General features: G+C 74.1%; 22 protein-coding genes. 7 read left to right on the forward strand and 15 right to left on the reverse strand.

Annotated features, from left to right (window positions below; genetic code table 11):
- Positions 1–109: 109 nt before the first annotated feature.
- Positions 110–1,261 carry an FUSC family protein gene (locus ACFY1T_RS22335; RefSeq protein ID WP_390789690.1) on the reverse strand — a complete coding sequence of 384 codons (1,152 nt, stop codon included), beginning with the start codon at positions 1,259–1,261 and terminating at the stop codon, positions 110–112.
- 115 nt (positions 1,262–1,376) lie between these two features.
- On the opposite strand from ACFY1T_RS22335, the gene ACFY1T_RS22340 reads away from it, so the two are divergent.
- A complete protein-coding gene (locus ACFY1T_RS22340; RefSeq protein WP_390789691.1) occupies positions 1,377–2,225 on the forward strand; it encodes a hypothetical protein in 849 nt (282 codons plus the stop codon).
- Positions 2,226–2,249: 24 nt separating this feature from the next.
- Here the strand turns inward: ACFY1T_RS22340 and ACFY1T_RS22345 are convergent, their stop codons facing one another.
- From ACFY1T_RS22345 to ACFY1T_RS22370, 6 genes are all read right to left on the reverse strand, one after another.
- Entirely contained in the window at positions 2,250–3,482 is a 1,233-nt protein-coding gene (locus ACFY1T_RS22345) for an FAD-dependent monooxygenase (RefSeq protein ID WP_390789692.1), read from the reverse strand.
- On the reverse strand, positions 3,479–4,084 hold the full coding sequence (locus ACFY1T_RS22350; protein WP_390789693.1) for a chorismate pyruvate-lyase family protein: 606 nt from the start codon (positions 4,082–4,084) through the stop codon (positions 3,479–3,481). Before ACFY1T_RS22350 ends, ACFY1T_RS22345 begins: the two co-directional genes overlap by 4 nt.
- 131 nt (positions 4,085–4,215) lie before the next feature.
- The gene (locus ACFY1T_RS22355) at positions 4,216–4,953 is read right to left on the reverse strand and encodes an AAA family ATPase (RefSeq protein ID WP_390789694.1); all 738 of its coding nucleotides are present in this window, start codon (positions 4,951–4,953) and stop codon (positions 4,216–4,218) included.
- A 71-nt stretch (positions 4,954–5,024) separates the two neighbouring features.
- A complete protein-coding gene (locus ACFY1T_RS22360) occupies positions 5,025–5,393 on the reverse strand; it encodes a hypothetical protein (RefSeq protein ID WP_390789695.1) in 369 nt (122 codons plus the stop codon).
- Between the two features lie 441 nt (positions 5,394–5,834).
- Positions 5,835–6,845, reverse strand: coding sequence for a quinone oxidoreductase family protein (locus tag ACFY1T_RS22365; RefSeq protein WP_390789696.1), 1,011 nt, complete (start codon positions 6,843–6,845; stop codon positions 5,835–5,837).
- Between the two features lie 287 nt (positions 6,846–7,132).
- Positions 7,133–7,726 carry an MBL fold metallo-hydrolase gene (locus tag ACFY1T_RS22370; RefSeq protein ID WP_390789697.1) on the reverse strand — a complete coding sequence of 198 codons (594 nt, stop codon included), beginning with the start codon at positions 7,724–7,726 and terminating at the stop codon, positions 7,133–7,135.
- A 141-nt stretch (positions 7,727–7,867) separates the two neighbouring features.
- Here ACFY1T_RS22370 and ACFY1T_RS22375 point away from each other — a divergent pair, with 141 nt between their 5' ends.
- On the forward strand, positions 7,868–8,776 hold the full coding sequence (locus ACFY1T_RS22375; protein WP_390789743.1) for a GlxA family transcriptional regulator: 909 nt from the start codon (positions 7,868–7,870) through the stop codon (positions 8,774–8,776).
- A gap of 14 nt (positions 8,777–8,790) precedes the next feature.
- Here ACFY1T_RS22375 and ACFY1T_RS22380 read toward each other — a convergent pair whose 3' ends face one another.
- Complete coding sequence (locus ACFY1T_RS22380; RefSeq protein WP_390789698.1) at positions 8,791–9,240, reverse strand: nuclear transport factor 2 family protein; 450 nt, start codon at positions 9,238–9,240, stop codon at positions 8,791–8,793.
- Between the two features lie 125 nt (positions 9,241–9,365).
- On the opposite strand from ACFY1T_RS22380, the gene ACFY1T_RS22385 reads away from it, so the two are divergent.
- Positions 9,366–9,938: a TetR/AcrR family transcriptional regulator gene (locus ACFY1T_RS22385; RefSeq protein ID WP_390789699.1), complete on the forward strand. Its 573-nt coding sequence runs from the start codon at positions 9,366–9,368 to the stop codon at positions 9,936–9,938.
- A gap of 51 nt (positions 9,939–9,989) precedes the next feature.
- Here the strand turns inward: ACFY1T_RS22385 and ACFY1T_RS22390 are convergent, their stop codons facing one another.
- Both ACFY1T_RS22390 and ACFY1T_RS22395 read right to left on the reverse strand, forming a co-directional pair.
- A complete protein-coding gene (locus ACFY1T_RS22390; RefSeq protein ID WP_390789700.1) occupies positions 9,990–11,105 on the reverse strand; it encodes a serine hydrolase domain-containing protein in 1,116 nt (371 codons plus the stop codon).
- A 34-nt stretch (positions 11,106–11,139) separates the two neighbouring features.
- A complete protein-coding gene (locus ACFY1T_RS22395) occupies positions 11,140–11,811 on the reverse strand; it encodes a DUF4097 family beta strand repeat-containing protein (protein WP_390789701.1) in 672 nt (223 codons plus the stop codon).
- 230 nt (positions 11,812–12,041) lie between these two features.
- Between ACFY1T_RS22395 and ACFY1T_RS22400 the strand changes: the two genes are divergently transcribed.
- Complete coding sequence (locus ACFY1T_RS22400) at positions 12,042–12,776, forward strand: helix-turn-helix domain-containing protein (protein WP_390789702.1); 735 nt, start codon at positions 12,042–12,044, stop codon at positions 12,774–12,776.
- A gap of 7 nt (positions 12,777–12,783) precedes the next feature.
- On the opposite strand, the gene ACFY1T_RS22405 is transcribed toward ACFY1T_RS22400, so the two are convergent.
- The 5 genes from ACFY1T_RS22405 to ACFY1T_RS22425 all read right to left on the reverse strand — a co-directional run bounded on the left by ACFY1T_RS22405 (position 12,784) and on the right by ACFY1T_RS22425 (position 19,159).
- Entirely contained in the window at positions 12,784–13,611 is an 828-nt protein-coding gene (locus ACFY1T_RS22405) for an alpha/beta fold hydrolase (protein ID WP_390789703.1), read from the reverse strand.
- Between the two features lie 35 nt (positions 13,612–13,646).
- A complete protein-coding gene (locus ACFY1T_RS22410) occupies positions 13,647–14,318 on the reverse strand; it encodes a DUF4097 family beta strand repeat-containing protein (protein ID WP_390789701.1) in 672 nt (223 codons plus the stop codon).
- A gap of 151 nt (positions 14,319–14,469) precedes the next feature.
- Positions 14,470–15,813, reverse strand: coding sequence for an MFS transporter (locus tag ACFY1T_RS22415; RefSeq protein WP_390789704.1), 1,344 nt, complete (start codon positions 15,811–15,813; stop codon positions 14,470–14,472).
- Positions 15,813–17,975 carry a phenylacetate--CoA ligase family protein gene (locus tag ACFY1T_RS22420; protein ID WP_390789705.1) on the reverse strand — a complete coding sequence of 721 codons (2,163 nt, stop codon included), beginning with the start codon at positions 17,973–17,975 and terminating at the stop codon, positions 15,813–15,815. The genes ACFY1T_RS22415 and ACFY1T_RS22420 overlap by 1 nt, the downstream gene beginning before the upstream one ends.
- The gene (locus ACFY1T_RS22425) at positions 17,972–19,159 is read right to left on the reverse strand and encodes an acetyl-CoA carboxylase biotin carboxylase subunit family protein (RefSeq protein ID WP_390789706.1); all 1,188 of its coding nucleotides are present in this window, start codon (positions 19,157–19,159) and stop codon (positions 17,972–17,974) included. The genes ACFY1T_RS22420 and ACFY1T_RS22425 overlap by 4 nt, the downstream gene beginning before the upstream one ends.
- A 322-nt stretch (positions 19,160–19,481) precedes the next feature.
- Here ACFY1T_RS22425 and ACFY1T_RS22430 point away from each other — a divergent pair, with 322 nt between their 5' ends.
- Genes ACFY1T_RS22430 through ACFY1T_RS22440 form a run of 3 tightly spaced genes read left to right on the forward strand, consistent with a single transcriptional unit; the run spans position 19,482 to position 22,236 of the window.
- Positions 19,482–19,934: a cobalamin B12-binding domain-containing protein gene (locus ACFY1T_RS22430; protein WP_051806116.1), complete on the forward strand. Its 453-nt coding sequence runs from the start codon at positions 19,482–19,484 to the stop codon at positions 19,932–19,934.
- Positions 19,931–21,280, forward strand: a complete 1,350-nt coding sequence (locus ACFY1T_RS22435; protein ID WP_390789707.1) for a methylaspartate mutase — start codon at positions 19,931–19,933, stop codon at positions 21,278–21,280. The genes ACFY1T_RS22430 and ACFY1T_RS22435 overlap by 4 nt, the downstream gene beginning before the upstream one ends.
- On the forward strand, positions 21,277–22,236 hold the full coding sequence (locus ACFY1T_RS22440) for a transporter substrate-binding domain-containing protein (protein WP_390789708.1): 960 nt from the start codon (positions 21,277–21,279) through the stop codon (positions 22,234–22,236). The genes ACFY1T_RS22435 and ACFY1T_RS22440 overlap by 4 nt, the downstream gene beginning before the upstream one ends.
- Positions 22,237–22,247 lie beyond the last annotated feature (11 nt).

Consider the following 22,247-nt stretch of genomic DNA (forward strand, 5'->3'; position numbering starts at 1 on the left):
TCATACTCCGGCCCCGGACACGTCCCAGGCCGTCCCGGTACGACTGTGTCCGTCGCGACGGCCCGCGCACGGGCGACGGGCGCCGACCGCGCGGGGGTGCCTGTACGGTTCACACCGACGGCGGCGTCGCGCCGGGCGCGGCACAGCCGCCTCCCGGGCGCGGAGCGTGGTCGGCGAGGGCCGCGTGGGTCAGGTGGAGACCGGCCCGCAGTACGGCGTCGCGCCGGGCGGGGTGGGCCTCGCGGTGGGCGCGGTCGAGCGCACGGGCCCGTTCGAGGTCCGCCGTGAACTCCTCGCCGAGCAGGGCGGCGTCCAGGGCGGCGGCGGTCGCCCGGACGAGCGGCGCGAGGTCGCGCAGGGCGGGGTCGGCGGCCGGGTCCGATCCGGGAGCGGGTTCGGGGGCCGGGTCGGACTCGGGGGCGGTCGGCGCGCCGGACGCGGGCGGGCCCGGGGTGTCCCTCCGGGCCCGTTCGTCCAGTTCCAGGCCGAAGTACTGGAGGGTGAGGGCGGTGCGGATCCCGAGCTCGAGCCGCCCGTCGAGCCCGTCCGGCGGCAGCCCGCGCGCCCGGCGGCCCGGCAGCAGCCGTCCGGCGGCCGCCCGTTCGAACGCGTCCCGGGCAGCCTGCGGCCGCAGCCACACCCGCGCTTGCTCGGGCAGCTGCGACTCCTCCCGCTCCGCGGGCCCCGGCGCCGCCGGGCCCCGCTCCAGCCGGCCGGCGATCGCGCCGAGCAGCTCCCGTACCCCGGCCCGGTAGGCGTCCAGCCCCGCCGCGGCCGACCGGTACGGGTCCGGCGGCCACAGCAGCGGCCCGAGCAGCACGACCACGGCGATGCCGGCCAGGGTCTCCACCAGGCGTGCCAGCGGATAACCGGGAACGGCCGTCGCGTAGACCATGAGCGCCGTGATGAGGACCTGCTGGTTGGGCGCGCCGGGGCGTCCCATCAGGTACATGCCCGCGCAGCCGCAGACCAGCACGGTGGGGAAGGACCACGCCGGTTCCGGCACCCAGTGCAGTACGACCGTGCTCAGCAGCACGCCCACGACCACCCCGGCCAGCCGCTGCCGGCCCAGACGCGGCCAGGCGTACACGTCCTCGCGCATGATCAGCACCGCCGGCAGCACGGCGGGCACCGGAAGCGTGCTCGTACCCCACCACAGGCACAGGTACCAGGACACTGCGGCGCACAGGGCCAGTCGCGCGGCGGACCGCAGCCGCACACCGGGGTGGGCAGCGTACGCGACGGCGACCGGACCGGACATGTCGGACATCGTAAGCGGTCCGCCCGACGCCCCCGGCGCCGTGACACCGGGCGACCACAGCGCGCGGGCCGGACCGCACGACGGCCGGAAGCGGTGCGGACACTAGGGTGAGCCCATGGCCCCGCACGAAGCCGACCGCACCGCCCTCGATCTGCTCGATTCCCACCTGGAAGCGGTCTGGGACGCGGCGGCGGCACGGGTGCGGGCGGTGGAAGCGCCGCTCCCGGCAGTTCCCGAGGGCCCGGCCGGCGCCGCGGCGGACGGCCCCGGCCCGGAACTCCTGCGGTGGGGACTGGGGGAACTGGCACGGATGCCCCGGGAGCCGGCGGACGTCTTCGCCCGCGGGGCCGGCACCCTGCTGACGGAGTTCCGCCGACGCCGTTCGCCCTGGAACGCGGCGGCCCTGCGGCTGCTCGACGACCCGTACGTCTTCCTGGCCACCGGCCCGCGCCGCCACGAGGACTGGGCCCGGGACGTGCTCGCGGTGATGCACCGGGAGGTCCCGGACCCGCGGGGCTGGCTGCGCATGGACCCCGACCGTCTCAACGCGTCCGGCCGCCTCTCGTCGCCGGCCTACCCGTTCGCCCCGCCTCCCGCGGCGGAGTTCGCGGACCGGCTCCACCGGCTGGAGCCGCACGCGGCGGTCGCCGCGGTCACCGTCATGGCCGAGGAGTGGATGAGCGAACCGCGGCCCGTCCGCGACCGGCCGGACGTGGACGGGCTGACGGCGGACGCCCGGACCCTGCTCGCCCGCTACGGCCCCGACGCCCGGTTCTGGACGAACGCGGTGGCCGCCGCCGCGAACCCGGCGCCGGACTTCCTGGCGACGGGCCTGGGCGGGCACTCGGCCCACTCGTTCCTCACCGGCGCATACGTCAACGGCCTGGACCTGTTCGACGAACTGGGGGTGATCGCCGTCTCCGGGGACGAGGTCGGGGTGTTCTGGTCCATCGGCGCGTACTGAACAGAGCGGGCAGGGCGGACGGCGCTACCGTGCGGGCACCCCCGGGGAGGCGCCCCCCGGCGCGGGACGCAGGTGGCCCGCCCCGCCGTACGCACGGGCGAAGGCCTCGCCCTCCGGCCCCGGAGCGGCCATCAGGGCGACCCGTTCCCGGCGCAGCCGCAGGCCGAAGGCCGACTCCGCCGCACCGCCGCCCGGGGGCAGGTGCAGCAGGTCCAGCAGCCGGTCGGAGAACTCCTGCGTCGTCCAGGCGGCTTGGCGGCGGCGCCGGTCGTAGCCGGCCAGGGCCTCCCCCGCGTCCTCGCCGCCGCGGTGGACGCGCAGCAGGGTGTCCGCGAGGTCGGCGACGTCGGCCACGGCCAGGTTGAGCCCCTTCGCCCCCGACGGCGTCAGCACGTGCGCCGCGTCCCCGGCCAGCAGCAGCCGGCCGGCCCGTACGTGCTCGCGGACCCGGCCGCGCAGCCGCAGCATGCCGACCTCGGTCACCGCGCCCGGCTGCGGGTCCCCCGCCTCCAGGTGCAGCCGCGTCGACAGCTGCCCGCGGATGCGCGACTCGGTCCAGTCCGTGAGCTCCGCCTCGGGCGGGACCTGGAGGTAGAAGCGCGCCAGGCGGGGCGTGCGGGGCATCATCCCGGCGAAACCCGCCTCGTGGAGGGCGTACCGGATGCCGTCCACGGGACGGTCCACCTCGGCGAGCACCGTGAGCCAGTCGTACGGGTAGCGCCGTTCGACGGCCGCCTCCGCGTCGGCGGGGAACGCCTGCGCGACCGTACTGCGCGGGCCGTCGCAGCCCACGACGTACTCGGCCTCCAGGACGTCCTGCGGGCAGCGCAGGAGCGGGCGCGGTCCCGAGGTGTCCACTTCGAGGACGGGGCAGTCGAACCGCACCACGCCACCGCTCTGTTCGAACGAGGCGATCAGATCGCGCACCAGGAACTGCTGCGGATACACCCAGTGCCCGGCTCCGCCCGAGAGGTCCCCGTACGGGATGCGGATCCGCTCCCCGAGGCACACGAACTCGCACCAGTCGTGCCGGCCGCCCTCGGCCAGCAGCCGGTCGGCGAGCCCGTGCTCGCGCAGGTACTCGACGACCCGGTGCTCGATCAGGCCCGCCCGGGCCTGCCGCTCGACCTCGGCCCGGCCGGCCCGTTCCCGGATCTCGACCTGGACGCCGGCCCTGTGCAGCACGTTGGCCAGTACCAGTCCGGCGGGTCCTGCGCCGACGATCGCCACCTGTACGTGGCGCCGGGGCGCGGTCACGACCGGCCCGCCGGGGCCAGGGGGGCGCGCAGGGCGGCGGGGACGACGTCCGGGTTGAACAGCTCCGTGATGGTGGCGAGCGGCTGCTCGCCGTGCCACAGGAGGTACGCCTTGTACGCCGCGGGCACGCCTCCCCACGTGTGCAGGCCGACCTCGACTATGGTGCGGCGCCGGCCCGTTCCGACGGCCTGGAGCATCCGGCCGATCGGCGCCGACGGGTCGGTGAGGCACCGGTCCGCGGCCGCCGACAGGCCGGGGCGGGCCACGACCACGTTCCGGGAGAGGTCCGTCCCGTCCGAGGACGCCAGTACGGAGCGCCGCTCCAGCAGGACCTCGTCGGACCGGGCCTCCAGCAGCTCCGCCACGCCCGCGGGAGCCTCGGGCGCGTTGACGAGGCGGTGGCTCATCCGGCGGACCGAGACGGCGGAGCCGACCCACGCCTCCAGCAGGGGGGTGGTCAGCCCGTCGGTGCCGAGGAGCAGCCGCGTACAGGTGTGGGCGAACCGGTCGAGCTCTTCGCCGGTCTCCCCGGTTCCGGTCGCGGCGAAGCCGTCCGGGAGGGCTTCCGGGGACCGGGGGGACGGCAGCGTCAGCGTGGGCATGGCACCTCGGGGCGGTAGGCGGGAGGACGTGGGCGTGGTGCCGATTCTGGTACGCCCGCTCCGCCCGCCGGCACGTGCCCCCCTCCTTTTCGATCATCCAACTCCCGCCGGGGAAGCGGCAGTCGCTCCGCTTACGCCGGTAGGCGCGGCTCCGTTTCCGCCCGCTCCGCCGCGCGACCGGGCAAGGGCCCCGCAGTGGGGTGAGGCGCCGGGGGCGGGGTGAATTCCACGGCCGCCATGCGTTCGCGGGAAACCCGGTCGAGCAGGACCACCGAGACCGACTCGCGCACCGCGATCGGGCCGTGCAGACGGAGGGTTTCGAGCAGCCGGCCCAGACCCTGCCGGTGGCGTGCGAACACGCGGCGCGGGGCCCGGCGAGCCCGCGACTCCTGCCCGGCCAGCGCCTCGGCGGCTCCGACGTCCAACAGGACGACGTGCAGCTCGCGGCCGTCGCGCCCCGCCGTCCAGGACAGCCACCGCCGCATCCAGCTCCGGCTGCCGCAGTCGTGGACCAGCAGCGGTCCCCCGGAGCGGACTTCGGCGCACAGCCACCGGAAGTGCCGAAGCCTCGCCCACGGGCGGTACACCGCGTACGGCAGCCACGCGGGCATCACCGCCTCGCAGGCGACGTGGGAGACCCGGGGGTCGACGACGGGCGCCGCGCCCGACCATCGGCGCAGCAGGGTGCTCTTGCCGCTGCCGGGCAGTCCGGAGACCACCACCACGGCACCTGCCGGGTACGACATCAGGACGGGTCCCCCGCCCTGCCCCCGCAGGTCCACCAGCCCGCGCGGGGACATGACCGTGACGGCCCCGGCCGGCCCGTCACCGGCGGCCTTCTCCCCGCCCCGCACGTCCATCGCGAACATGCCCGTCACCTCTCCCCATGCGCACCCCACGGGGAGCAGTCGCCATGTGTTCTGCGCCGACGTGGGCGCGGTCACGCCGCCCGTCGGCGCCGCCTGGCGGCGAACACGATCGCGACGACGACGGCGATGACGAGCAGGACGACGAGCACGGTGCCGATGAGGGCGGCGGTGCCGAGCTTCTTGAAGAAGCCCTTCTTCTTGCTCTTGCTCTTGCTCTTGTCCTTCTTCTTGTCGCCCTGGACCAGGGTGGCGGAGCCGGCGGCCGAGTGCCGGACCTGCGCGGACGGCGCATGGGCCGGCGCCGGTGCGCCCTGGGGTGCGAGCCGCACCGCGGCCGCCGGTGCGGCCTGGGTCTGGGCCTGGGCTTGGGCCTGGGGGCTCAGCAGCAGCCCGGCCAGAACGAGTGCGGGTATGGCACGGACGATCCAGCGACTGGTCACTTGCTTGTTCTCCTCTGGCCCATGTGTTGCGTCCACGATCATCGCAGGCCGGCCCCCCGCTCTTTACAGCGGGCTTACATCCACCCCGGCGCCGAGACGAGCATCCCGCCGCGCCGGTCTCACGTCCATGCCGGCACCGTCACCGCCTGGCAACAGCCGCGGATGGGTTCTGCTGCCGGATGAGCGGGCCGGGCGTACGGCTGAGGAGCACGGGACGGGGAGCACGGGATGGGGAGCGCGGGGGTGGGCACGACGATTCACCGTCCGGGGCGGCCGGAGGACCTTCCGGAGGCGGGCCTGTTCGGTTCGTCGCACACGCGGAGCGGGGCACGGTCACCGCTGAGACCGTGCGGCAGCGCCGCGCGGCCCAGGGCCGGCCGGTGCCGTCGGCCCTGCCCTCGACATCTCAGTCTCCAAGATCCCCGACCTCGTCACCCGCGATCAGCTCTGCGTCTCCTCGCTGCGTCCAACAGCGGTCGCATCGGGTACGACGAGCAGCTTGCCGGTGGTGCGCCGAGCCTCCAGATCGCTGTGGGCCTGGGCGGCCCCGGACAAGGCGTAGCGGCCCGTTACGGTGACCTCAAGCGCCTTGGACCGTACCCACTCGAACACATCGGCGGCCCGTCGGAGCAGTTCGGACCGATCGGCGATGAAGTCCCCGAGGCTGGGCCGGATCAGGGTCAGCGAGCCGCCGTGGGCGAGCCGAATCGGATCAAACGGCGGCACGGCACCACTTGCCGCGCCGAAGAGCACGAGATGGCCGCGGGCTCGCAGGCTGGCGAGGCTCGCATCGAAGGTGTGCGCGCCGATGCCGTCGAAGACAACCGGCAGTCCCTGACCGCCGTTGAGCCGCCTCACCTCGGCTGCGAGATCGTCGACTGTGGAGGAAAGGATCACCTCAGCCGCCCCGGCACGCTTCGCCAGCTCGGCCTTCGCCGTGGTCGACGTCGTGCCGATCACCCTGCCGCCGAGATGGGTGATGAGCTGGGTCAAAAGCAGCCCCATGCCACCGGCAGCGGCATGCACGAGCACCGTGTCGCCCACCTGAACCGGGTAGGCGTCCTTGACGAGATAGTGCGCGGTCATGCCTTGGAGGAGCACGGCGGCGGCGGTCTCGAAGCCGACATCGTCGGGCAGCGGCACCAGCCGGGAGGAGTCCACGACGGCCTGCTCGGCATACGTGCCGGGAATGTCCACCCAACCGACCCGGTCCCCGACGGCGACGTCGGCGACGCCGGGTCCGACTTCGACGACCGTGCCGGCGCCCTCGGTGCCCGGGGTGAAGGGCAGCGGAAGGCTGTACCGGCCTTCGCGGTGGTAGACGTCGAGGAAGTTGACCCCCGATGCGGCGACCTCCACGACCGCCTCGCCCGGACCCGGCCGCGGCGGGGCCACCTCGGCCTCCCGGAGCACCTCGGGACCGCCCACCTCGTACACCTGTATCGCTCTCATGGCCCTCCAATATCGGCTCGTCCCCCACCAACCCCGTTGAGGGCGATCCGATTCCCGGCAAGCAGACCAGCCCGCCGCCCCGCCGAGAGCTGAGACAGGGTCCGCCTCCTGCGCCGCTGCGGACCCGCTCGTATCGCCCACCTGCTCGGCCTGGTCCCCTCGACCGCGCCACCGGGCACGTTGTCCATGCGGACGAAAGAAGGAGACCGCCAACGCCTTCTGGCAACGGCCCCACGCCTTCTTCACCGGCGCTGCGGCCCCAGACCAACGGCAGCGAGGCGATACACCTAGCGCGGGGTGGTCTCGGCGGGGCGGAACGGGGCGCCGTGGCCGGGCACGATGAGGTCGGCCGCGGCCAGGACCCGCAGGCGGGAGGCGCGGTGCACCTCGCGGTCCGGGGCCACCGGGTCGTCCGCCGGGCCGTTCGCGTGCCACCACAGGTCGCCGGCGAAGGCCACCACCCCGGTGTCCGTGCCCGCCAGCAGCGTGATGTCCTCGGCGCTGTGGCCCGGGGTGCGGATCAGCCGGAGCGACGGGGTGAGTTCGTGGCCCTCGGCGTCGCGGTTCGTCCACTGGTCGCCCTGGTACTCGACCTTGTGGTCGTGGATCCGGGCGCGTCCGAAGAGGGCCGCGTTCATGGTGTTGTCCGGGTGGTGGTGGCTGAGCACCACGTCCGTGATGTCCTCGGGGCCGAGCCCCAGCTCCGCGAGCGGGACGAGGATGTCGTCGTGGCTCGCCACCATGCCGGGGTCGAAGATCACGTGCCGTCCCGCGTCGTGCACGTAGGAGACGGTGGCGGCGACTCCGGGGCCGGTGGAGCCGACGTAGCCGGTGGTCAGGACCTTGTATGCGGCGCTGCGGCCGAGCGGTGCGTCTGTCATGGCCCCAATGCTCGTGCGTGCGGGGGGAGTTCACGAGTGGCACGGATGCCTCTCATCGCAGGATTCGTGCCAGCCCTGTGCCAGACTGCCGTCGTGCCGCCCTTCAAGACCGTCGCCGCGTACGTCCCTCCCGGCGTCGGCATGCTCGCCGTCGGCATCGTCACCGAGGTGTTCGGCCCGCATGGAGCCGCGCTGCCCGGTTTCGACTTCGCCCTGTGCGCCGACCGGCCCGGACCGGTGCCCACGGACTGCGGAGTGCCGCTCTCCGTCGCGCACGGCCTGGACCGGTTCGCCGAAGCCGATCTGCTGATCGCGCTGCCCGGGGCGGATTTCCGCACCCCGCCCGGCCCCGCCGTGCTCGACGCGCTGAGGGCCGCGCACGGGCGCGGCGCGGTGGTCGCGGCGCACTGCGTCGGCACGTTCGCGCTCGCCGCCGCCGGACTCCTCGACGGGCGGCGGGCGACGACCCACTGGCGGTTCGCGCAGCTCCTGGCCGGCCGCCACCCGCGGGTCACCGTGGAACCCGACGCCCTCTACGTCGACGAAGGGAGCATCGTCACGGGTGCGGGTGCCGCCGCGGGCTTCGACCTGTGCCTGCACCTGCTCCGGCGGGAGCACGGCGCCGCGCTGGCCAACGGCATCGCCCGGGACATGGTGCTCCCCTCCCACCGCGACGGCGGGCAGGCCCAGTACCTGGCCGCGCCCGTCCCGGAGAACGGACAGGACGAGCGGCTCGCGGCCGTGCTGGGCTGGGCCCGCGAACACCTCCACGAGCCGCTGCCCGTCACGGAACTGGCCCGCCGGGCGATGATGAGCAGGCGCTCCTTCGCCCGCCGCTTCACCGCCGCGACCGGTACCACCCCGCACGCCTGGCTGCGGAGTCTGCGCCTGAGCCGGGCCGAGGAGCTCCTGGAGACGACGGACCTCCCGGTCGAGGAGATCGCCCGCAGGGTCGGCTACGGGAGCGCCGCGGTGCTGCGCGAGCAGTTCGTACGCCGCCGCGGGGTCCCGCCCCGGGTCTACCGCCGCGCCTTCACCCGCGCGACGTAGGAACCGGCGGGCCGCTACCCGTGCCGGCCGGCCTCCAGTGCCCGCACCAGCTGCGGCAGGCCGTCGCCCGCCATGACGAGGGCCAGGTGGTCGTGGAAGTCCCGGCTGGTGACGATCAGGCCGTCGCGGACGCGCAGTACCTGGATGTTGGCGGTCTCGAAGCTCCGGCCCGTCGCCCGGTGGTGGACCCGGTAGTCCCACTCGGTGACGACCACCTCCGGGTCCTCGGTCTCCCGAATCACGACGTTCGCCGGGGTCAGTTCCACGGGCGAGGCCGCGGCGACCGCCGCGAAGCGCTCCTCGAGCACCGTGCGGCCCTCGAACCGCCGCGGCCCGACCGGTTCGAAGACGGTCTCCACGACGACGTCCGGCGCGTAGAGCTCGGCCAGCTCCGCGTACCGCCCCTGGCCGATGCGCGCCAGGAGTTCCTGGGAGACCTCTCGCGGTGACAGCGTTTTGGGCATGATCAACCTCCGGCGGGATCAGCCACTAGAATCGGACTAGCGGCTCCGTTTTCAACGATACGGACTGGGGACTCCGGTTGTCCAGGTATCGAGGCCGCCACCGACGCACGGAAGGCGGAAGAGGGATGAGTGGCACTCAGGAGCGCCCGCTGCGGGCGGACGCGGCCCGGAACCGGGCCAGGGTGCTCAACGTCGCCACGGAGGTGTTCACCAGCCGCGGCGTCGGCGTGCCGACCGAGGAGATCGCCCGGGCCGCCGGGGTCGGGGTCGGCACGCTCTTCCGGCACTTCCCGACCAAGGAGGCGCTGCTGGAGGCGGTGATGGTGCGCAGGCTGGAGGAGATGGCGGCCATGACCGCGCGGCTGGCGGCGCAGGCGGATCAGGCCGAGGCCTTCTTCGCCTGCTTCCGCCTGGTGGTGGAACGCTCGTCGGGCAAGAACGAGTTCGCCCAGGCGCTCGCGGCCGCCGGCGTCGACGTGCACGCGGCCCTGCGGGCGCCGACCGAGGAGATCCAGACCCTGCTGGCCGGCCTGCTGTCCGCGGCCCAGCGGGCCGGGGCCGTCCGCCCGGAACTGCACCTGCCGGAACTGCTGGCCCTGCTGGTCGGCACGGGCGCGATGCTCGAACAGCTCGGGGAGGACCCGGCGCCCCGGGAACGCATCTTCGAGGTGGTCTTCGACGGCCTCCGGCCCCGCTGACCGGATCGGCCGCCATGGGCGAACCGGCCGCGCGGTGCCTCGTACCGGAGGTCAGGCCGTGGCCGGGCCGGCGGTGAAGACCTGCTTGACCAGGGCGTCCAGGGCCCCGGGGAAGGCCTGGGCCGGGTCCGTCGGGCCGTCGCCGGTGGTCAGTCCCGCGGTCAGCGTCCTGCTGCCGTCCGGCGAGCTGTACATCAGGGCGCCGTAGCCGCCGGGGGCGCCGCCGTTGTGGTGGTAGACGGTGCCGCCGTGCTCCGGGCCGAGGTCCTGGACGAACACGCCGAGGCCGTAGCCGAGTTCCCCGTACGGCTTGCGCATCTCGGCCAGCAGCGGGGCCGGCAGGAGCTTGCCGCCGTTCAGTGCGGAGAAGAAGGTGTGGAGGTCCCGGGTGGTCGTCATCGTGTCACCGGCGGCGAGCAGCATGGAGGGGTTCTGGCGGGTGACGTCGGCCACCTTCCATTCGCCGGCCTCCTGGTAGCGGTAGTAGCCGTGGGCGTGCGGCTCCGGGAGCTCCGGGTCGCTGCCGCCGAGTACGGTGTTCCGCAGTCCGAGCGGCCGCACGATGCGGCGGTCCATCTCCTCGGCGTACGGGCGGCCGGCGATCCGCTCGATCAGCAGGGCCGCGAGGGTGTAGTTGGTGTTGGAGTAGCCGAAGCCCGTTCCCGGCTCGAACCGGGCCGGCTTGGACAGGGACAGGGCCACGAGCTCCTGCGCACGGTAGGCGTGCAACCGGTTGTCCACCCATTCCTTGCCCGTGGCGGGGATCCCCGCCACGAAGGTGCCGTCCTCGTAGTACTCGCCGGTGTAGTTGAACAGGCCGCTGGTGTGCTGGAGCAGCATCCGCACGGTGATCCGCCGGTCCAGTCCGAGCTCGGGCAGGTGGTCGGCGACCGGGGCGTCGAGCCCGGTCCGCTCCTCGGCCACCAGTTGCAGCACGGCGGTCGCGGTGAACGGCTTGGCGACGCTGCCCGCCCAGAAGTGGCCGTCCGTCGGCGGCTTGGCGCTCTCGCCCGACTCGCTCAGGCCGGCGCTGCCGACCCACTCGCCCCGCTCGTCGTGCACGCGCATCTGTATGCCGCCGAAACCGGCGCCCACGAACGCTTCGATGGCCTTCTGGAGTTCCGGGCGGTCCGTCGCGGTCGTGGTGGTGGTGGTCGGGTTGCTCATGATCGCGTGCTCCTTCGAGAGTGTTGGTGGGGGGTCAGAGGCTGCGGGCGGTGATGTCGCCGTGGGCGGTGGTCGCCCGGATGTTCACAGCCGCCGAGGCACCGTCGGCGTTGTGCAGGGAGTTGGCCACCCGGCCGTACGAGGTACCGGCATCCAGCGACGCCGACACACCGCGGGCGACACCCACCGCGATGTCACCGGACTCCGTCCGCAACACCACCGACCCACCCACCGCCTCATCGATCCGCACATCACCCTTCAACGTGCCGATCTCCGCATCCCCCGCCAGACGACCGACCCAGATGTCACCGGCCTGAACAGCCAGCCGGGCCGCAGCCGTCTCATCCAGACGCACCATCGCCTGCGCACCCTCGAACACCACCTCACCAAGACGCCCCACCCCCCGGAACTCCACCGCCGCCGCCCTCGCCTCCACCCGCGAACCCGCCGGCACCCGAACCGTCACCTCGACCGCACCCGAAGCACCCAGCACCTGATGCTTCGCCACCGCCGTCGCGATCCGCAGCACACCACCGGCGAACTCCACCACGGTCTGCTCCGCCGCCTTCACATCCCGACCCCTGGAGCCGTCCACCGGCCGCACCTCCACCACGGCATCCACCCGATCCGCGGCGATCAGCTGCACACGCCCCGCGGCAACATCCAGAACGACGGCGATCGGGGCAGTGGTCTCGAACTTCTGCATGACAGTCTCCTGTTGCGCTCACTCGCTGTTTCCGATGAAGGAAAAGCTACGTAGCGTTTATAGATTACGCAACGGATTCGTTGCGTATGAATGATGAAATTGCAGGCCAGAGGCTTCATATCGTTGCAACGGCTCTGGTTTTAACGCAACGTCAGCTACCTCGGTCGTTGCATTGGATGGAGAGTGAACGCTATGCTGGGGGCACACAGGGAACGTGAGAGGAGATCGCGATGCCGGGAGGCAGGCTCACCCAACAGGAGCGCCAGCAGATCGCGCTGGGGGTGGCCGACGGGCTCGCCTACGCGGAGATCGCCAGACGGATCGACCGCCCCACCTCAACGGTCACGCGCGAGGTCATGCGCAACGGCGGCCCCACCGGCTACCGCGCCGACCTGGCTCACCGCGCCACCGAGCTCCGCACCCACCGCCGCCGAAAGGCCGTGCCCCGGGGGGCGGATGCGTCCGCGCAGGCCCACGGTCGCGATGCCGAGGCGGTGCGCGCGTACGAGGAGGTGTTCGCCACCGTCTTCATGCAGTCGGGGCTGCCCAGGATGACGGCCCGGGTGCTGGCCGGCCTCTACACCACCGACGCGGGCAGCCTCACCGCGTCCGAACTCTCCGCGAGCCTCCAGGTCAGCCCGGCGTCCATCTCCAAGGCGATCACGTTCCTCGAGAGCCAGGGCCTCATCCGCCGGGAACGCGACGAACGCCGCCGCGAGCGCTACGTCGTCGACGACGACGTCCTGTACCAGTCGACGATGGCCAGCGCCCGCGCCACCGCCCACCTCGGCGAGGTCGCCCGCCAGGGCGTCAGCGTCCTCGGCGCCGACTCCCCGGCCGCCGCCCGGCTGGAGAACATCGCCCGCTTCATCGACTTCGTCTCCGAGAGCATCGCCCGCGCCGCCGACCAGGCCCGCGAGATCCTCCACACGAAGCCCGAAACGGTCTCCGACGGCACCGCCTGAGGCGGGCTCAGGCCGAAGGGGAGCCGAGGACGGCGACCTCGCGGACGGAATCGGCGATGGCCCGGAAGTCCTTCTTCAGGATGGCGCCGTGGTTGCTGGGGACCTTCGCGCCGAGCCGGATGTTCGGGTTGCGCTCGAATACCTGGTCGAGGCCGGCCCGGATCTTCTCCTGCTCATCGCCCTTGCTGCCGAAGGACGTTCCCGAGGCGAGCACGTACCGCACCGGGACGGTGATGCCGTCCAGGACGGGGCCCAGCTCGCTCTCGCGGGAGAGCTTGCCGAGCTCGATGTTGCTCTCCGCCTGCTCCTCGGCGGACATCCGCGGGGTCAGGCCCGTCGGACGCAGCAGCGGCGCGAGCCAGCCGATCCGCCGGAACAGCTTCCGGATCCGCAGCTCCATGGCGTCGTCGAGCCAGTCGTACGGGGCCGCGCCGTCGACCAGGACCGCGCCGACGGCGCGCTCCGGATTGCGTTCGGCCCAGTGTGCGGCGACGACCGCGCCGTAGGACCAGCCCACCACCAGCGCCCGGTCGACGCCCCTGGCCGCGAGAACGGCGTCGACGTCGCGGACGGCCGCCTCGAAGGAGTAGTCCGCGGAACGCATCGACTTCTTGCCGCGAGCCCGCTCGTCGTACGTGATGTGCCGTCGGCCCGGGCCCAGTTCGTCGATGACCCGCCGCCAGTACCCCTGGGTGGCGAACTGGCCGTTCAGGTAGACCACGGGGATGCCGGGGCCGCCGGTGTCGGTGACGGCCAGGGCCGTGTCGTCGACCGGCACCATGCCGGTCCACGCCGGGACGGCATCGGTCGGGGAAGTGCGGTTGTCGTTCGTCATGGCGATGTTCTTCCTTCTCCGAGAGTGTTGGGGGGTCAGAGGCTGCGGGCGGTGATGTCGCCGTGGGCGGTGGTCGCCCGGATGTTCACAGCCGCCGAGGCACCGTCGGCGTTGTGCAGGGAGTTGGCCACCCGGCCGTACGAGGTACCGGCATCCAGCGACGCCGACACACCGCGGGCGACACCCACCGCGATGTCACCGGACTCCGTCCGCAACACCACCGACCCACCCACCGCCTCATCGATCCGCACATCACCCTTCAACGTGCCGATCTCCGCATCCCCCGCCAGACGACCGACCCAGATGTCACCGGCCTGAACAGCCAGCCGGGCCGCAGCCGTCTCATCCAGACGCACCATCGCCTGCGCACCCTCGAACACCACCTCACCAAGACGCCCCACCCCCCGGAACTCCACCGCCGCCGCCCTCGCCTCCACCCGCGAACCCGCCGGCACCCGAACCGTCACCTCGACCGCACCCGAAGCACCCAGCACCTGATGCTTCGCCACCGCCGTCGCGATCCGCAGCACACCACCGGCGAACTCCACCACGGTCTGCTCCGCCGCCTTCACATCCCGACCCCTGGAGCCGTCCACCGGCCGCACCTCCACCACGGCATCCACCCGATCCGCGGCGATCAGCTGCACACGCCCCGCGGCAACATCCAGAACGACGGCGATCGGGGCAGTGGTCTCGAACTTCTGCATGACAGTCTCCTGTTGCGCTCACTCGCTGTTTCCGATGAAGGAAAAGCTACGTAGCGTTCAAGGATCACGCAACGGATTCGTTGCACGCATTATTCATTCATGCAGGTCAGAGCCTCAATTTCATTGCAATGGATGTGTAGATAACGCAACATCAGCCGCGCATCCGTTGCAATGGAAGAAGAGTGAACGCACAGCCGGACGCGGGGTCCGGGTCAGCGGGCCGGCTCGGGGGTCGCCGCCTCGGCGGGCTCGGCGGCCCGGCGGGCTCGGCGGCCCGGCGGGACACCGTCGCCGTGGCGGCCGCCAGCACCGTGAAGGCCAGCATGACGGCGGCCGTGGCCAGGAAGCCGGCGAGGAGCGAGACCCCGGCGAAGTGGCCGACCAGCGGCATCAGCACGGTGGTGGCCACGCCGATGGACAGCATGCGCAGGCTGGCCATCTTCGCCTTCTCCCCGTCGCCCGCCCGGTTCTGCAGGCTCGTCAGGAGCCAGGTGAGGGCCGAGAGGTTGGCGAATCCGGCCGCGAGCAGGGCCGCCAGGTGGACCGCGGGGGCGGCCGACAGCCCGAGGGCGAGCGCCGCCGCGCCCTGGAGCGCGCACCACAGCGGCAGCAGCGACGCCCGCTGCGTGTGCCGGGTGAAGAAGGAGGAGGCGATCATGCCGAGGGCGAAGACCGCCTCAAGCAGGGAGACGTACTGGCCGCGGCCGCCGTAGTGTTCCGCGACCAGCGGGACGACGAGGGTGCTCACGCAGGACTGGAAGACGAAGTCGGCGGCGCACAGCACGATCACGCCGAGGACGGCGAGGTCGCCGCGGTGGCGGTGGAACATGGCCCGCCAGTCGTGCAGGGCCAGCGGCAGCGCCGTACGCAGGACCCCGGCGGCCGGGCCGCTCGGCTCGGGGGCCGCCGTCGCCGGCAGGCTGCGTACGAGCGCGGCGACGGCCAGCGCGACCACCGTGTCGGCCAGCAGGGCTCCGGCCGGCGAGGTCCGGAGCAGCAGCAGGCCGAGCAGGGCCATGCCGGTCAGCGCGCCCACCTGGACGGCCACGTTGATCAGGGCGTTGAGCCTGGCCCGGCGGGCCGGCTCGAGGTGCCAGGCGGTGTACTTGAACAGGGCGGCGCGCTGGACGTTGTCCACGAACGCCAGCAGGACGACGCCGGCGGCGATCAGCGCGACCGCGCCCGGCGGCCGGGTCAGCCCGGTCAGGGCGAGCGCGGCGACGGTGACGGCGCGCGCGAGGCTGCACGCGGTGTGCACGTGGCGCGAGTCGAGGGCGTCCACGAGGGGCCCGGAGAAGGGCAGGACGCAGACGGCCGCGGCGCCCTGCAGGGTCAGGGCGAGCGCGAAGGCCTGCGGGCTGCCGGTGAGCTGGTACAGGAGCTGGCCGAGCGCGAGCAGGTAGACGCCCATGCCGATGCCCAGGAGGGCGATGGAGGTCAGCAGGGTGGGGACGGTGCGGTCCCGGACGGGGCCCGGGGCGCGGCCGCCCGGCATCAGGCTTCCACCCGGCGGTCCACGACGGGGCGGATCTTGCCGCTGGCCGGGTTGCGGGCGAGGGCGCCCGGGGCGTGGCATTCGACACGGAAGTCGGCGGGGCCCTCGGGGGCGGCGCCGTCCTCGTAGATCCGGCTGCCGGCGAGGAGCGGGAAGCGGTCGGCCAGATGGGCGCGCAGCTCCTCGGGGCGCAGCGGGCGGGGGGACTCGGTGCGGACGGTCAGGGTGTCGCGGCCACCCTGCGAGGTGATCTCCGCCTGGAGCTCGCAGACCCCGAACCCGGATACGGCGTCGAGGAGTTCGGCGTGCAGCAGGGCGGCGCCCATGAGGCGGACGACGCCGTCGGAGCGGCCGTGGTACTCGAGGGTGCGGCCCGAGATCCCGCAGGGGCAGTCGTGGTGGACGAAGCGGCCGCGGTCGCCGATGCGGTAGCGGATCAGCGGGCCCTCGCCCTTCTGGAAGGTGGTGGTCAGCAGCTCCCCCGCGGTGCCGTCGGGCAGGGGGCGGCCGTGGTCGTCGACGACCTCGAGGTAGTTGTAGTCGTCGTTGACGTGGTGGAGCATCCCGTCGAGGGCGGCGCACTGGTAGCCGAGCTGGGCCCCGTCGTTGGCGGCGAGGACGCTGGAGAGGATGCGGGTGCCGAGGTGCTCGCGCAGCCAGGTGCGGTCGGCGCGGCCCATGGCCGTGCCGAGGTAGAGGACCTTCTCGATGCGCAGCAGGGGGTCCTGCCGGTACGCCTCGCGCAGCAGCGGGACGATCATGGTCGGTACGCCGATGACGGCGTTGGCGCCGAAGCTGCGGGCGAGCATCAGGAGGGACTCGGGGGTGGCGGCCTGGGCGGTGGTGCAGCATTCGAGCGGCATCCGGCTGAACTCGGTGACCGTCGTGGTCAGTCCTCCGTAGAGGTCTCCGCCGAAGAGGGTGTTGACCAGGCGGTCGCCGGGTTCCAGCCCCATGGCGTAGAAGAGCGGGACGGCCTCGCGGACCATGTTGTCCCAGTCGGCGCGGGCGTAGACGATGTAGCGCGGCGTACCGGTCGTGGAGCCGCTGCGCAGCACCTCGCCGGTGGGGCGGGCGCCGCTGGCGAAGCCGCGGCCGGCGGGCGGCGAGTGCGCGGCGAGGGCCGCCTTGTCGAGCACGGGAAGACCGGGCAGGTCGTCCAGGGTGCGTACGGGGGGCAGGTCCCGGTAGTACGGGGACCTGCGGGCGCGGGCCGCGGTGTGGCGCAGCCGGGCGTCGAGGCGGCCGGTGCGGCGGGGGTCCTCGGCGGCGCGGGCCGCGGCGAGGGTGGTGCCGTGGAGGCGGGTGCGCCGGATGAGGCCCGCGGTCCAGGCGGCGCGGCAGTCGCTGCGCAGCACCCCGGCGGTGAACGCGTCCTGGGCGGGCAGCTCCCGCCCGGCCGGGAACCGCGTCACCTGCGGCTCGGGCCCGGCGCTGCCGGGGGTGGCGTAGAGGACGGGGTCCCAGCCGGGGCTTCCGTACGGGGCCGCGTCCCGGGCGGGAGCGTCGTGCCGCACCGGGGTCCCCGCGGGAGCGTCGTGCCGGGCCGGGGTCCCCGCGGGAGCGTCGTGCGGGGCCCCGTCCCCGGCGGCGAGGGGCAGCAAGTCGGGTACGCACAGGGGGGTGCCGTGCGCGGCCGCGGGGGCGTCCCGGGGGACGGCGCGGGCGGTGGGCAGGGGCAGGCCGGGGCGGTGCAGGAGGGCGGTGAGCGCCTGCCAGAAGCCGGGGTCGGCGGTGCGCACGGTGACCTGGTTGCCGGTGGCCCAGGCGAGCAGGAGGCCGCGCAGGGTGGTGCCGGGGCGGTCGTCGTCGAGGACGACCGCCCCGACGGGCCGCAGCTCGTCCACGTCGTTGGTGTCGGTGAGCGGCTGCCAGGGGTACTGGGCGAGGCCGCCGAGGAGCTCGTCGAGCCCGTCGGCGAACTCCTCGCCGGCCCCGAAGAGCGGTCGCAGGGCGGCCAGTCGGTGCGCGTCGAGCAGCTCGTCGAGCCCGGACCCGGGCCGGTCCGCCTCCTCCATCGCGAGGAGGAGGTCGGTGGGGTAGTACCGCACGGTCCGCCCGGCCCGGGACGCGGCGGCGGGCGTCGCGGGCGCGGGCGCCGGTGCGGCGGCCATCGCGGGGGCCTCCGGGGCGGACGGTCTCGCGGGGGCGGGGGCGGTCATGCGGCTTCCTCGGAGGGGGTGGCGGCGGCCTGGGCGCAGGCGTGGAGGTAGGCGCGCAGGACCGCCGGGTCGGGGTGGGAGGCTTCGACGGCCAGCGGGACGAGCCACTCCTGGTAGGTGATGTGACGGGCCGCCGGGGTACCGGGCGGGAGGGTGTGGATCCGGTCGGCGCAGGGGTGGTCCAGCAGGTGCGCGGGGAGCGCCGCGGTGTGCGGGCGGTCTGCGGGCAGGTGGTGTCCGGGGACGACGAGCCAGCCGTGGTAGCGCCCGCTGGGGGTGTCCGGGGCGGGCCTCGGCAGGCCGAGCCGCAGGGCGATCTCGTGCGAGGGCAGGTGGATTCCGGTGTGCCGCAGATGGGCGTCGACCACCCCCGCGCCGCCCATCCGGTTGGCCACCTCCAGGAAGACGAGCTCGCTCTCCGCGGTCTCGAAGAACTCGAGGTGGACCGTGCCGCAGTCGATGCCGAGCGCGGCGACGGTGCGGCGGGCGAGTTCCTCGTACCGTTCGTCGGGAGGCAGTTGGTGGGAACCGAGCGGGATGCCCGCGGCGTAGTCGGCGGGCTTGCCCACGTACCGGCTGGTGACGCTGTGGACGAGTACCCCGCCTTGGACGAGGCCGTCCGTGTGCAGGATGTCGCCGTCGACGTACTCCTCCAGCTCGTACGCCCCCGGCTCGGCCAGCGCGCGGTGCGCGGCCAGGGCGCGGCGGGCGCTGGGGAAGACGGAGACGCCCTCGCTGCACGTGCCGCGGCGCGGTTTGAGGACCGTGGCCCCCGACCAGGGCAGCAGGGCACCGCGCGCCGGGGCGGCCGAGAAGCGGGGGGTGCGGATGCCGGACCCGGCGAGCGCCTGCTTCATGCGGACCTTGTCGTGGGCGAGTTCGGCCTGCCCGGTGGTGGGTCCGGGCAGGCCGAGGTGGCCGCGGACCCGGCAGACGGCGAGGACGCCGAACTCGGAGAGGGACAGCACCGCCTCGTAGCCGTCGGCCGGTGAGGTGCGCGCGATGACGCCGGCGGCGAAGTCCTCGTCGGCCGGGACGGGCAGCCGCCGGGCGGGCAGGTCCCCGGGCAGGTCGGCCAGCCGGTCGGCGTGTCCGGCGTAGGTCACGTCGTGGCGCCGGTGGTCGATGGCCCGGTCGTAGCCGGCCTTGCGGTACGGCAGCTGGTGAAGGACGAGGATCTTCATGCCTGACGCTCCAAGGGGACTGCCGTCCGCGGCGCGGGCACGGCGGGAAAAACCCTTGTCCAGCCGCCGGGGCCCGGTCAACGCGGGGCGTGCGGGAATGACGATGCGGGCCATCGGAGATTTCGATCGCCCTCCGGCCGGCGGCCTGCCCGGCGGGGCCCGCCCCGATCCGGAAGGCACCCCCCTGGCCGCTGACCTCGGAACATCGAATTCTTCGATGGCGGCGATAGCGGTTCTCCATCGGCGGCGCGTTGAATCGGCGCGGGCAGCGCCACGAGGATCGGTGTACCGCCTGCGCCGATCCGCCACCCGGGGGTGTCCCATGCCGAAGTACCGAAGCCGCTCGGGGAAGTTCGTCGTCTCCGGGGTCTCTTCCGACGCGCACACCTGGAACCTGGTCTTCCTCCAGCTGATGCTGGAGGAGCGCGGCCACGAGGTGGTCAACCTCGGCGCCTGCCCGCCCGACGACGAAGTCGTCGCGGCCTGCCTGCGCGAGTGCCCGGACGCCCTGGTGGTCAGCACCGTCAACGGGCACGGCCACATGGACGGCGAGCGGCTCGTACGGACCCTGCGGGCCCACCCGGACCTGGCGGAGCTGCGCGCCGTCATCGGCGGCAAGCTCGGCGTGGACGGCGCGGCGGACCGCCACGCGGACGCGCTGGTGGCCGCGGGCTACGACGCCGTCTTCGCCTCCGAGCACGGGCTGGAGGAGTTCGCGGACTTCCTGCGGGAGCTGCGCCCGAGGCGCCGCGCGCCCGCGGAGCCGGTCGCATGAGCGGGCCCGGCACCGCCGGCGCGGGCCGGTTCGCGGCGCACGTGCGCAGGGCCCGGGAGTCCGGGTCGCTGGTCGTGCAGCCGCGGATGGGCTTCGCCGGCGCGCGCCGGATGCGCGAGGGGCTGCAAGCGGTCCGCGATGTCGCGGCGCCGACGGCGGGCACCGTCACCGTGGACAGCTACACCCGGGTGGGGCAGTACGCGCGGGCACTGGAGGCGCTGCGCTCCGGGGCGGAGTTGAACGGCTTCCCCCTCGTGGCCCATGGGGCGCGGCGTACGCGTGGGGTACTGGACGGGGTGGCGTCGCAGGACTTCCCGGTCCAGGTGCGGCACGGCTCGGCGCTGGCCGGGCGGCTGGTGGCGGTGGCCTGCGCGGCCGGGGCGGACGCCACCGAGGGCGGCCCGGTCTCGTACTGCCTGCCGTACGGGCGGGTGCCGCTGCGGGACTCGGTGCGGGCCTGGGCGCGGTGCTGCGAGCTGATCGCGGCGCGCGCGGAGCCGATGCACCTGGAGACCTTCGGCGGCGGGATGCTGGGGCAGTTGTGCCCGCCGTCGATGCTGGTCGCGCTGAGCGTGCTGGAGGCCTTGTTCTTCCGTGAGCACGGGGTGCGCTCCCTCTCGCTCAGCTACGCGCAGCAGACGCACCCCGGGCAGGACCTGGAGGCGCTCGCCGCGCTGCACCGGCTCGCCGCGGAGCGGCTGGAGGGCGGCCCGGACGGCGGCCCGGACTGGCACGTCGTGCTGTACACGTTCATGGGGGTGTTCCCGCGCTCGGCGGCGGGCGCCCTGCGGCTCCTCGAGGAGAGCGCGCGCCTCGCGGTGCGCGGCGGGGCGGCCCGGCTGGTGGTCAAGACGCCGGCGGAGGCGCACCGGATCCCGACCCTGGACGAGAACGTGGCCGCGCTGGAGTTCGCCGCGGCCGTGGCCGCCGACGAGCGGGACCGCATCCGCGTCCGTGCCCGGACGCGCGCGCGGCCGCGGCCGGTGCCCGCCGCGGGCCCGTACGGCGTGTACGAGGAAGCCGCGCTGCTGGTGGACCGCGTGCTGGAGCAGGCGCCCACGGTGGGCGAAGCACTGCTGCGGGCCTTCGCGGCGGGGCTGCTGGACGTGCCGTACTGCCTGCACCCGGACAACGCGAACCGGGCGCGGGCCGTCGTCGACCCCTGGGGCGTGCTGCGCTGGGCGGACCCCGGCCGGGTCCCGCTGCCCCCGGGTACCCCGCGCGCCGGGTCCCCGGACGGGGCGGTCGGCTCCCGGCAGCTGCTGGACATGCTCGGCTTCAACGAGCGCCGCTTCGACGTGGAGGACGTACTCGGCCGCCGCCTCGCCGACGGGGCGGCGGCATGAGCGCCGGCCGGGGCGGGAGCACCCTCGCCGCCGTACGGGCCCGCGGGGCGCTGCGCGCCGTCGTCAGCCGGGGTGTGCCCGGGTTGTCGGCGTGCTCGGCGCGCGGGGTGTGGTCCGGGCTGGACACCGACGTGGCCCGGGCCGTGGCCGCGGCCGCGCTGGGCGACGGCGACGCCGTGGAGTGGGTGCCCGCCGATCCGGCGGACCGGCTCTCCGTGCTGGCGGCGGGCGGAGCGGAGCTGACGGTGGCCAACACCACCTGGACGATGGGCCGCGAAGCCGCCTGGCCGGTCCTGTTCGCCGCCGTGACCTGCTACGACGGCGAGGGCTTCCTCGTTCGGACGGCGGACGGGATCACCGGACCGGCCGGTCTCGCGGGGCTCGAGGTCGCGGTGCAGGCGGGTACGACCAGCGCCGCCAACCTCGCCGCCTGGTACGGGCCGAGGGGGCTCGCCGTCCGCGTGCGCGCGTACCCGACGCCCGCGGCCGCGCTGGCCGGCTACGCCGGCGGCGGGTGCGCCGCGCTCGTGCTGGACCGGGTCGCGCTGGCCGGGCAGCGGGCGCTGCTCCCCGAACCCGGCGGGCACACGGTCCTCGCGGAGACCGTCTCGCGCGAGCCGATGGCCGCCGCCGTCCGCGAGGACGACCCGGGATGGCTGCGGCTGTGCCGGTGGGTGGTGAACCTGCTGCTGGCCGCCGAGCACGAGGTGGCGCAGGCCGGAACCGGGGGCGGCGGCCGCGCCGCCGCGCTGGAGCGGGTGGCCCGGGCGGCGGGGCGGCACGGCCCGGCCGCCGGGCTGGACCCGCGGTGGGCCGCCCGGGTCCTGGCCGCCGTCGGCACCTACGCGGACGTGTACGAGCGCGCGCTGGGCCCGGCCTCCGGGCTGGACGTGCCGCGCGGCCTCAACGAGCTGTGGACCGGTGGTGGTCTGCACTACCCGGTTTCCCTGTACTGAACGACTGAACG

This window comes from Streptomyces sp. NPDC001194, from assembly GCF_042896985.1.
Taxonomy (GTDB): domain Bacteria; phylum Actinomycetota; class Actinomycetes; order Streptomycetales; family Streptomycetaceae; genus Streptomyces.